Source organism: Microcystis sp. LE19-10.1B, from assembly GCF_027530565.1.
GTDB lineage: Bacteria > Cyanobacteriota > Cyanobacteriia > Cyanobacteriales > Microcystaceae > Microcystis > Microcystis aeruginosa.
In genome coordinates this window covers 1-10,623 of record NZ_JAPZQM010000663.1, presented here as the reverse complement: position 1 = coordinate 10,623, position 10,623 = coordinate 1, and the positions used below count along the sequence as shown (strand labels likewise).

The window sequence follows — 10,623 nt, the reverse complement described above, 5'->3', positions numbered from 1 at the left end:
TGCTAAAAAATTGGCACTCCGTTTAATTCAGTCAAACGACTTGATAGCCTACGAGGATTTAAAAGTCAAGAACCTTGTGCGTAATCGAAAACTAGCTAAGAGTATCAATGATGCTGGTTGGTCACAATTGAGAAAATGGATTGAGTACTTTGGTATTAAATACGGCAGGCTAACTATTGCTATTAATCCCGCCTATACAAGTCAAGAATGCCTTAATTGTGGTCGGTTAATCCAAAAGTCTCTATCAGCCAGAACTCATGTTTGTTTGTGTGGGTATATAGAAGATAGAGACAAAATGGCGGCCTTGAATATACTCAAAAAAGCTACGATAGGGCATATCGGAAGCTGGTCGTTAGACCTAAACGCTTGGGGAGATTTAAGCTCTATTTTGGTTGGTAGAAATACCTGCTAAGACAACTTGAGTCAGTGAACCAAGAATCCCTCGCATAAGCGCGACGGGAGTGTCAATCGTACTCACATTAACCATGACCGAGCCAACCCAATTAAACTATCACGATACCTATTCTTGTCCCGTCTGTCGCCATGGTAAAATTGCCGCTTTACCACTCATGGAAGCCTATGCTTGTAACTTTTGTCAACACATTTTTACCGCTAATTTAGAACAACAAGTTTTAAAAATGGCCGATAGTCAATTACCCTTAACTTGGTATTGGAATGGTAAGTATTGGCAGGGTTTACCGAGAGAAGGAATGGAGATGGCAGGTTTTTACTTAATTATCGGTTTAGGATTTGTGATTTTTCCCACAGCAATTGTGGCTACGGGAGCCTATCTTTTTCCTCCGGTCGAGGGGAGTCCTTTGTCATGGGTGCCTCTATTTTGGTCGATTTTAACCTTTGTTTGCCATGGTATTTGTTTACTCTGGTTAATTATCGAATATTATCAGTTTCCCGTTAATATGTATCTACGGGCCTTGGCCCGTCGTTGGCAAAATTCTTTTGTTACTAGATTATTATCCTAGGGTTATTTAACTGCTCCAAAGTCTGACTACAAAAATTTGCTCCCTCTAAATTTTCCTTTTTAAGAGGGACTTAGATTCAATCTGTAATTTGCCTAGAGAGAATTGGTATAAAAGAGTGATTAAAGACGGCAAAAACTTAATCAGAAAGGCTAAATTTTACTCGACATTGACTAACCTTAAAAAGGTTGAAAATAATTGACAGATTTTTTATTGTTAGGAGCGATTAAATAATCGTACAGATATCCTTTATCGAAAGAATCTATAGTTGAATTAGTCAGGGGTTTAAAGGAAAATTTCTTAGCTCCTGCAACAATTGGAGTAGTTGTGCGGACAAGTTTCCCATCTTTTTCCTGTAACAAAATAATTTCCGAAGTTTTAACTTGGCGAGCGGGTTCCCAGGGATAATAAAAGAACAATAATCCATTGTCGTTATTTAAAGCTATTTCTCCATTGGCAGCGATTTTTAGCTGCCAATCAGGATTGAGTTTATATAGTTTAGGAACGTTTTTCCATTGCCAAGGAAATTGATAAAGTTGACCGACTACACTGGGCATAGACCAAGCAAAAGGATACAACTGACTTCCCCAAGGTAGACTAGGAGCATCGACTAAAATAACTTGTCCATCGCTCAGATCGGGGGCTAATTGTATAACATCAGCCCAAAAAGCTTGCTGATATTTCCAACTTAGTTTATTTTGCTGTTGCACGATAATTCCAAATCCAATCAACAAAGAAAAATAAGTCGCTAAGAGGAGAGCCGCAAGATTTTTTTGCCGATAACTATTGGCTAAATAAACAATCAAATAGCCAAGAATTCCCCCAAGAATAGAAGCTCCAACCACGCCAGCCGCATGAACACGGGAATCACGTCCACTAATGAGGGTAGCAGGAACGGTAAAAGTTAAGGGATAGGCCAAGAATAAGAGACTTATCCCCAAAAGGCTCAACTGTTTAATTATCGGCCAATTTTCCCCACTATCCAGTCCCGAAAAACGAGAATTTTGTAAGAATAGCCATAGCAACATAAGTAATGAAAGAGGCACAAAAATTAACAATTCTCCCCTGAGATTGTGCAAAGTTTGCCAAGGACGATAGACAAATGTTCCTAAACAGACAAATGGTCCGGTAATTATTTGACGAATCGGAGTAAAAATAGCGGTTGCTATATCTAAGTCTCCAACCCGGCTATCACCAGTCAACTTTCTGAGAATTAAAACCACTAGGAAAATCGTACCTAAGATGAATAGATGTTTAATTAATTCTTTAAATATCTCCGACTGAGGCTTTTTGGTTAGAAAAGGTGCGGTGATAAACAGCAAAAAACAGGTCTCATAACTAAGAAAAGAAGCAGTAATCAATAGGTAAGACCAAATTTTTTTATCGTTCAGATAACTTAAAAAAGCGAGTAAAAGAAAGGTTATGGCGGGCAAAATGTGAATATGAGTGAGAAAAGCCCTAGTGTTATCGGCAGGAAATAAAGTAAATGCAAGGGTACCCGTCAGGACAAAAATAGGTTGATTCCAGAGACGTTGGAGAAATAGATAAAAGAGGATATTATTGGTTAATGCCAATAGATAGGCACTTATATAAATAAGCGGCAATCCTCCCAATTTTCCAGCAAAGTATGCAGAGAAGAAGAGGATGTTAAAGCCGACAACTCTACCTTGAAAAAATGCTAAATTCATGTTCTTAACAGAGTCAACAAATCTGGAAAAGTCCATGGTGAGTATGTTACCGATGAAAGCGTAATCATCTTCGTATAGACCCAAGTGATTAAAATACCAAAAGTGGGCGATCCAAGTAATCAATGCAATGGTTAAAAATGTAGTAATTTTCAATGATTTATTATTCAATAACGTCATTGATTTTCCTATAGCTTGTGTAGTCATAAATAAATATTTTATGTGAAATTTACAGCTTCAACAGGCTGAGCAATTGAATTACCTAGTGGTTCTTCGGTTTCTGTTATGCAATGTACGGGGGTTATAAGGGACGGAACCTTTATAGAGAAAAACGTTTGGCGATTTTTGTCAATTGTTTTTGATCTAGAGCGAACTAATCAATTAAATCTCTTGCCAGATAAGGATTTAGTTTATTTATGCCACCCTATCGAACCATAAAAAGTAACGAAGAGCCTACCTAGTTAAGCTTGCTTGCTCTTGTTGGAAGAATTATGGATTCTTTCTGATAATATATCAGTGTTTAAACTCTGTCAAGGCGAGATTGTACTAAATCCTGTTTAAAAGGTATAAGGGAGAACGGAGCAGGGGAGATAGGAGATAGGAGATAGGACATAGGAGATAGGAGTCAGTAGTTAAATGTTCAGTGAAAACTCAAATCTGACTCCTGATAACCGATAACTGATTACTGTTCCCTAAATTGTCCCTAAAGGACAAAATTGACCCGATAATTCTAGTTGATTGTTTTGCAGTAGATATAAACCGTACTCAATTCCTTCTACTACTGCTTGATAGGAAGCTTCTAAAATATTACTAGACACTCCCACGGTTGTCCATCTTTGTTGACCGTTACTTGACTCGATTAAAACCCTAGTTTTCGCTGCCGTCCCCGAACCACTATCGAGGATTCTCACTTTATAATCGGTCAGGTGAAAGTTAGCAATTTCGGGATAGAATTTGACTAGAGCTTTTCTTAAAGCCAGATCTAAAGCAGCCACGGGACCATTACCCTCGGCCACTTCTAACAAATCTTCCTCTTTTACCCGTACTTTAATTGTCGCAATCGCATTACCACTATCCCGGAGCATATCACAATAAACTTGGAATCCTTTCAATTCAAAAAGGTGGCTTCTCTGTCCCAAAGCTTCCCGCATTAATAACTCAAAACTAGCTTCGGCTGCCTCAAATTGATAACCCTGACTTTCCAAGATTTTTAAACGTTCCAATATTTGCCGACAGGTGGGATCATCTTTATTCAAATCGATGCCAAAACTGCGCGCTTTCGCTAACACATTACTTAATCCCGATTGGTCAGAAATGACGATGCGGCGCTGATTCCCGATCGCTTCTGGATTAATATGTTCGTAGGTTAGGGGATTTTTCGCCACCGCAGAAACGTGAATGCCGCCTTTATGGGCAAAAGCGGAACGTCCGACGAAGGGAGCATGATCATCCGGGGCTAAATTGACCATTTCGCTGATTTTTCGGCTAGTTCCCGTCAATCGGCCTAATTGATTTTCTTCTAGGCAGGAAAAGCCCATTTTTAACTGAAGATTGGGAATTAAAGTACATAAATTGGCATTGCCGCAGCGTTCCCCATAACCGTTAATTGTGCCTTGAATCATGCGTGCGCCCTCGTTAACTGCCGCTAAGGAGTTAGCCACGGCGGTTCCTGCGTCATTATGGGCATGGATGCCTAATTGAGGCGCATTTTCCTCATCGGGATCGATGCCCAATTGCTCCCGCACTTTCTCCACAATGGGGGCGATTTCTTGGGGTAAAGTGCCGCCGTTGGTATCACAGAAAACTAACCATTCTGCTCCGGCAGCCCTGGCGGTTTTGAGGGTTAAAAGGGCGTATTCGGGGTTATTTTTGTAACCATCAAACCAATGTTCGGCATCATAAATGACTCGTTTTCCCTGACAGCGTAGATACTCGATCGTATCTCCTATCATGGCTAAATTCTCCTCCAGACTGGTTTTTAAGCCCTCTGTGACGTGCAGATCCCAAGATTTGCCGAAAATTGTCACCCAACGGGTTCTAGCGGCGAGAATGGCGGTTAACATCCGATCTTCCCGGGCCTCGACATGGGGGCGACGAGTGGAACAAAAAGCGACTAATTCCGCTTGTTTTAGGGGTTCTTCGTGCAGTTTCCAGAAAAATTGACCGTCTCTAGGGTTTGCGCCCGGCCAACCGCCTTCGATAAAAGGAATACCCATTCTATCTAATTCCCTGGCGATTTTAATTTTATCTTCGAGGGAGAGGGAAATACCTTCTCGCTGGGCCCCGTCCCGGAGAGTAGTGTCATAGACCCAAATGCGCTTACCATTGTTCATAGAAATAGTCAATAAGTGTTAATATTAATTAATAACTGTAGCAAGTTAAAATCACGCCCCTAATGCCTAGAATAACAGTTTACGGTCAAACAATCACCTGCGATCGAGGTGCAAATCTCTGTTCAGTTATCAGTGATCAGTGATCAGTGATCAGTTTTGAGTTTTCAGTGAACAGTATTAAGTATTAAAGTGTTAAAGTATTAAGTGGCCAGTTCGGAGCCTTCTTTTCACTGTTTACTGTTTACTGATTAAGGTTATCAAATGAACGAGACAATAACTTTTCGGATATCACCAGTAATTCGGGTAACTTTATTAAGTTTATATGTGGCGTTAACCATCCCTTTACCCTTTTTAGCAAAAGTCACTAATTCCCCCGTTAATCCCAATTTTCTTTGGTTAGGAATCAGCTTAGGATTAATCGCTTTATACGGAGCTTTAAGTGAAAGAGTCATTTTATCAGAGACAGGGATACAAGTTACCTATCCCCAATGGTTTCCCGCTTTTCTTCGCTCTGGTTGGTGGTTAAATTGGACAGATATAAAAGAACTTAAATGTCGCAGTACAGGACAGGGTGGTTTAGTTTATTATTTCCTTGATCGCTCCGCAGAAAAAGCCTATTTATTACCGATGCGAGTAGCGGGATTTAATCGCATGGTCAAAATAATCGAGGAAAAAACTAACTTGGATATGACTGATATTCGCCCCCTTTCTCAGCCTTGGATGTATGGAATTCTTTTTACTCTCACCCTATTTTTATTATTAGTCGATGCTTGGACTATTGCTACGGCGAGAACTATTATTCCCTAATAAATTCGGCTCAAAACGTAATCTACTAGCTCGATTAGCACCTCTTTTGAGGGAGAAGAAGCTAAACAGTCAAGGTGTTTTAAGGCACTTTGTCCGTATTGAGATGCTAATTCTTTTGAGCGAGGAATACCTTGGCTAGAGTGAATAAAATCAAGAGCTTTTTCGATGTCTCCTTCCTGACTAAATTCCCGTTCAATTAACACTTCTATATAGGGATTTTCCTCCATAGCAAAGAGAGCGGGAGCGGTGATATTACCACTGATCAAATCGGAGCCAGAGGGTTTTCCTAATACTTCCGTAGGGGAGGTAAAATCGAGAATATCATCGACGATTTGAAAAGCTAACCCTAAATTGCGACCATAATTATATAAATGATGATTAACTTCAGCTGATTGCTCGCTTAATACCCCAGCCGCTTTGGCACTGTTGGCAATTAAAGAAGCAGTTTTGTAGTAACTTTTTTCTAGATAAGCTGCCAAGGAGATACTGGTATCAAAGCGATTAATTCCCTGTTGAATTTCCCCTTCAGCAAAATCGCGAATCACTTCTGAGAGCAATTTTACCACTTCTAAATTATCTAAATTAGCTAGATACCAAGAGGATTGAGCGAAAAGAAAATCCCCCGCTAAAACCGCCACGCGATTGTCAAATAAACTGTTAACGGTGGGAACACCGCGCCGCAATTCCGCCTCATCTACCACATCATCATGGACGAGACTGGCAGTGTGGATCATCTCCGTGATTTCCGCTAATCGACGATGACGGGGAGTGATATCCCGGTCTAACATAGTAGCGCGAGACACTAACAACACGATCGCCGGTCGAACGCGTTTACCACCGGCCTCGAACAAATGTTCTGCTGCCGCCGCTAAAATGGGATGACGAGCGCCGACGAGATTTTTTAAGTTATCGGTCAAAAGACGGAGATCATCGTCAACGGGTGCGAATAAAGAAGTTGTTGGGATCATTGGTTAGCCAATTGGCGAGATAGTTACGAAAGTTTACATATCCTTACATTTATTTTAAGCTAACCGTCCAGACTAGGGAAGGGGAAGCATCAGTGATCAGTGATCAGTGATCAGTAATCAGTAATCAGTAATCAGTAATCAGTAATCAGTGATCAGTGAGGGGTTGGGGTTTTAGGGTTTTAGGGTTTTAGTTGAAATTCCCCCACCTCCCCACACCCCACACCCCACACCCCACACCCCACACCCCACACCCGACACCCCACTTCCCACACCCCACACCCGACACCCCACACCCCACACCCGACACCCCACTTCCCTGGTCCCTAATCTTTTTCCCGACAAAACTCTTGTCATTGTCAAGACTCTAGGGTAACTTGTATATAAAAATTAATAAAGCGAGAAGTATTAGAACGATGTTGAGACTAATTAGCGACTTTGACGGCCCGATAATGGACGTATCGGAGCGATATTACCAAGTTTATCAAGACTGTTTACAGAAAACCGCCTATAAAGGTCAAATTATCGGGGAATTATCGAAAGCGGAATTCTGGCAGTTAAAACGGGAGCAGGTTTCTGAGAAGCGTATCGGGGAAATGTCAGGATTAGATGAAGATCAAGCGCGTAAATTTGCCCATCTTCGTCGTCAAACTGTCCATACTTTACCCTATCTTGTCCACGATCGCCCGGTGGTTGGTTCTTTGGAAACTCTCCAGAAAATCCAAGAGTTAAAGATCGATTTAGTCGTGATGACGATGCGGCGGGTATCCGAGCTAGATCATGCCTTTAATCGCCACGATATCGGTCGTTTTTTCGCCGCTAATCGTCGTTATTGTCTAAATAACAATTACACCAAAACCAACGACGTGCGCGACAAAACCCTGCTTATGGCTAAGGCCGCTAAAGAACTGCCGGCGGCTGCCGATACTTGGATGGTGGGGGATACGGAAGCGGATATTGCCGCCGCTAAAAGCCAAAATATTAAGGTTATTGGCGTATTATCGGGGATTCGCAGCCGTTCCCGTTTAGAAAGCTACGAGCCTGATTATATCGTCAATAACCTTGGGGAAGCAGTGGACGTGATCTTAGGATCCCTACGAGCGTTCGGTTAACGGAAAAAACTACTAATCACCCAAAAGATTAGAAAAGTGATGAGCGCATAAATTTGGCGATCACCGAAAATGTTCAAATCAGCCTTGGCCGCTAAACTGGCTAATCCCGCTCCCAGAGCGACTCCTAGCAATAAACCAGCGAGAGTGAATAGTAAGGCGCGGCCAAAACGTTTTTCCTTGCGGTTGAAAAAATAGATATTAACGAAAACGCCAAAAGCTAAGAGCAGCGGTAAAAGGGAGCCACTGGGATCGGGAACTAACAGCGTTATTGCTCCTAAACAAGCGTAAATCACTGCTGGTACACCGATATCCCGTGCAGAAGGTGTATCGATTGAGCTTCGCCACCAGTTAGGAGATTTGCTGCTAGTAACTGGTTTACTTTCCACCGGAATCGTCAGACGTTCAGGAAAACGAATGCGATCGGGAACTTTAATTCTACCCTCCTGTCGCATCCGCAGTCGATCCATGAGGACGGAATCGTAGGCCGACTCGATCAATTCGACAATTTTGCTATCATTTTGATACTGTTGCACCAGTCTTTGTTTGGCCTCTTGAATTTCTTCAAAAGAGGATTCTTCAGTAACCCCAAGTTGTTCGTAGGGATTCTGTTCACTCATGAACATACCTCCTTAATTATGCTCCCGATAGTCATGATCTTAACCCGATGTTCTGTAGTTTAACTTGAGATGCAAGCTTATTTAAATTAATTAAGTTTAGCGAAAATCTGAGCAGAATCGATCGCTTCGTAGGGATAACCACTGGCATCTAAAAGGCTTTTTTCGGCGATTTCTCCTTCCTTAACGATAATTAAGCGGTTTTTACCCCCGTAGGCTTTAATTGTGACAATTTCTAAAGCAAATAATCCTGGGGAGAAACGGGGATTTAAGGCCCCATCGTACTCGAATTTACTCTGCATTAACTGCAAAGCATAGACGCTACTGCTATCAAAGGGTGCTGCCTCCCGCAGGGTTTTGGCCCGCAGCACTGGGATTAAATCGCCAAAAGGAATAGAAATCGTTTGCCAAGTGCGATCAAGTGTATCAAAAGAATAACAGTAACCGATACCATCCCAACGTCCTTCACAGCGCAGAATTAATTTATAGCGTTTTCCGTCCCCTTGTACCTGTAATTCTATTCCCTCGTAGTTAGATAAATTTAGGGGAGGATTCAGGTTTCTGGTACGAACTGAGGCAAAACCGCCGTTATTTTCAGTTCTAACGATACCGGAAAAGAGCGCTCGTCCTCCGGTTAGGGTTATCTGACTCTCACTCACTCCTCCCATTACCACATCATCCACCGCACCCCAGATTTCTTTTATATCACTGCTGGGATTGCTAAAGTCAAAGAGGGTTTTTTCGGCGGTTATCCCAGCATTTTTCAATAAATCGAGTAAATTAGCTAAACTATGGCGGTTATTCTCCCCTTGACAGTAGATAATTCTCTCAATCCCTGTGAATAATTGCGGGGTTTGCAGAGCAAATAAATCGACATTTTCAGCCAATAATTGACGTGCAGACTCGATATTATCGACTAAAGCGCGGATTTGATAGTTTTGCTGCTGTAGTTGGGTGATTACTTTTCTACCGATCGCATTTTCCCCACCAATGACTAAAATGGTCTTCATCCCTTGCTCATTTGTTACCTGATTTTTTTTATCTTCCCCGAAACCGAGCAGCTTTTGCAGACAACTCCACAGGGGAATACTATCAAAATAGTCTAGAGTTTGCCAAAATCTCTGAAAATCCCAGCTTTTTGACTCAGCCATAACTTTTCTCTCCTCAAAAGGTACTGATAAAGTTAGTCTAACCAAACCAGCTTTAATCCTTGCGGCAAAGCTTTCCTTTTCGTCCCTATTTCTTTCGCTCGTTAATTTCTCTGAAAACCCCTATATATATTTAGGCACGGATTCCCATTATATAAAAAGTATAAGTCAAGTCTTGGCTTTTGTCAAGCATTTTGGTTGAGATTCTTTTGGGTGTAAGCTGTACTGAATTTAAATTACTTGTTGAGATAAGGCACTCTTGCAATAGGTAAGAGGAAGGTATAGGGGAAGCGCGGAGATGGGTTTTAAAGTTCGATTGGGAGTTCATGAGAACGAATGTATCAAATTTAAGTCCCCCTTAAAAAGGGGGATTTAGGGGGATCAAATTTTTGTCAGTCCTTTGGGATGCTTTTGGGTGCGTTACGCTTCGCTAACACACCCTACATTTATATTTATTTTATTTCCCCCTCTATTATCCCGATTTCTTCCTCGCTTAATCCATACAATTCATACACTATTTGGTTAATCTCTTTTTCTAACTCGCTGGTGTCGGCAGAATTATCTTCTGATTTCTTGGCTAAAATTTGGTTAACAAGAGTTTCAATTGTTTCTTGTGTTTTACTGTCTGCAAGTTTTATCGGTAGCTTTTCTACCGATGAAATTCTTATTTGTGGAAAAATATCACCACCTTGGGAATTTGTTTTTTGATAATAGAACTTGAACAAGGCAGAATTAAAAAGTCCTAAAACATATTTTGTTTTAACTCTTTTGTCTGTTATATAGCAACTATGTATCGTTTGTTCGTAGTAAATTCCTTTGTCTGCATATGTGGCAATAAGTTCCTTAAGTACCTAGGCAAAATTAATTACATACTCGCCTCCAAAATTGTCCAGCACTTTTTTAACGTAAGCGAGGAGGCTCTTTCGGTCTTTATAGGCGCTAAATTCAATCCATTCATATTTTAAAAATCTCCATAATATTT

11 protein-coding genes and 1 pseudogene are annotated in these 10,623 nt (G+C 41.2%); 5 read left to right on the top strand and 7 right to left on the bottom strand.

What is annotated here, in order from left to right:
* Window positions 1–412, top strand: a 412-nt coding sequence (locus tag O9332_RS23780) for an RNA-guided endonuclease InsQ/TnpB family protein (protein ID WP_288027668.1), incomplete at its 5' end; no start/stop codon positions are given.
* Between the two features lie 73 nt (window positions 413–485).
* Entirely contained in the window at window positions 486–980 is a 495-nt protein-coding gene (locus O9332_RS23775; protein WP_002761722.1) for a hypothetical protein, read from the top strand.
* Between the two features lie 176 nt (window positions 981–1,156).
* On the opposite strand, the gene O9332_RS23770 is transcribed toward O9332_RS23775, so the two are convergent.
* Together O9332_RS23770 and cimA are read right to left on the bottom strand one after the other, a co-directional pair.
* On the bottom strand, window positions 1,157–2,818 hold the full coding sequence (locus O9332_RS23770; protein WP_288027667.1) for a hypothetical protein: 1,662 nt from the start codon (window positions 2,816–2,818) through the stop codon (window positions 1,157–1,159).
* A gap of 536 nt (window positions 2,819–3,354) precedes the next feature.
* A complete protein-coding gene (gene cimA / locus O9332_RS23765; protein WP_002761727.1) occupies window positions 3,355–4,995 on the bottom strand; it encodes a citramalate synthase in 1,641 nt (546 codons plus the stop codon).
* A 261-nt stretch (window positions 4,996–5,256) separates the two neighbouring features.
* Here cimA and O9332_RS23760 point away from each other — a divergent pair, with 261 nt between their 5' ends.
* Window positions 5,257–5,802: a hypothetical protein gene (locus tag O9332_RS23760; protein WP_002761729.1), complete on the top strand. Its 546-nt coding sequence runs from the start codon at window positions 5,257–5,259 to the stop codon at window positions 5,800–5,802.
* Here O9332_RS23760 and sds read toward each other — a convergent pair.
* Window positions 5,799–6,770, bottom strand: a complete 972-nt coding sequence (gene sds, locus O9332_RS23755; protein WP_002761730.1) for a solanesyl diphosphate synthase — start codon at window positions 6,768–6,770, stop codon at window positions 5,799–5,801. The genes O9332_RS23760 and sds overlap by 4 nt on opposite strands.
* Window positions 6,771–6,961: 191 nt before the next feature.
* Here sds and O9332_RS23750 point away from each other — a divergent pair, with 191 nt between their 5' ends.
* Window positions 6,962–7,138, top strand: coding sequence for a hypothetical protein (locus O9332_RS23750; protein WP_196219862.1), 177 nt, complete (start codon window positions 6,962–6,964; stop codon window positions 7,136–7,138).
* A 45-nt stretch (window positions 7,139–7,183) separates the two neighbouring features.
* Complete coding sequence (locus O9332_RS23745; RefSeq protein WP_288027666.1) at window positions 7,184–7,879, top strand: HAD family hydrolase; 696 nt, start codon at window positions 7,184–7,186, stop codon at window positions 7,877–7,879.
* Here the strand turns inward: O9332_RS23745 and O9332_RS23740 are convergent.
* The 4 genes and pseudogenes from O9332_RS23740 to O9332_RS23725 form a co-directional block, all read right to left on the bottom strand.
* Window positions 7,876–8,496 carry a CPP1-like family protein gene (locus O9332_RS23740; RefSeq protein WP_288027665.1) on the bottom strand — a complete coding sequence of 207 codons (621 nt, stop codon included), beginning with the start codon at window positions 8,494–8,496 and terminating at the stop codon, window positions 7,876–7,878. The two genes, O9332_RS23745 and O9332_RS23740, sit on opposite strands and share 4 nt — an antisense overlap.
* Window positions 8,497–8,582: 86 nt before the next feature.
* Complete coding sequence (locus tag O9332_RS23735; protein ID WP_288027664.1) at window positions 8,583–9,644, bottom strand: CIA30 family protein; 1,062 nt, start codon at window positions 9,642–9,644, stop codon at window positions 8,583–8,585.
* Window positions 9,645–10,093: 449 nt separating this feature from the next.
* Window positions 10,094–10,477 carry a TaqI-like C-terminal specificity domain-containing protein gene (locus O9332_RS23730; protein ID WP_288027669.1) on the bottom strand — a complete coding sequence of 128 codons (384 nt, stop codon included), beginning with the start codon at window positions 10,475–10,477 and terminating at the stop codon, window positions 10,094–10,096.
* Window positions 10,478–10,492: 15 nt separating this feature from the next.
* Window positions 10,493–10,623, bottom strand: a pseudogene (locus tag O9332_RS23725) (IS630-like element ISMae24 family transposase); the annotation flags it as partial.

Bases quoted from the DNA above. Each gene is read 5' to 3' on its own strand.
- O9332_RS23775 (WP_002761722.1), top strand. From the start codon at position 486: ATGACCGAGCCAACCCAATTAAACTATCACGATACCTATTCTTGTCCC.
- cimA (WP_002761727.1), bottom strand. From the start codon at position 4,995: ATGAACAATGGTAAGCGCATTTGGGTCTATGACACTACTCTCCGGGAC.
- O9332_RS23760 (WP_002761729.1), top strand. From the start codon at position 5,257: ATGAACGAGACAATAACTTTTCGGATATCACCAGTAATTCGGGTAACT.
- sds (WP_002761730.1), bottom strand. From the start codon at position 6,770: ATGATCCCAACAACTTCTTTATTCGCACCCGTTGACGATGATCTCCGT.
- O9332_RS23745 (WP_288027666.1), top strand. From the start codon at position 7,184: ATGTTGAGACTAATTAGCGACTTTGACGGCCCGATAATGGACGTATCG.
- O9332_RS23740 (WP_288027665.1), bottom strand. From the start codon at position 8,496: ATGAGTGAACAGAATCCCTACGAACAACTTGGGGTTACTGAAGAATCC.
- O9332_RS23735 (WP_288027664.1), bottom strand. From the start codon at position 9,644: ATGGCTGAGTCAAAAAGCTGGGATTTTCAGAGATTTTGGCAAACTCTA.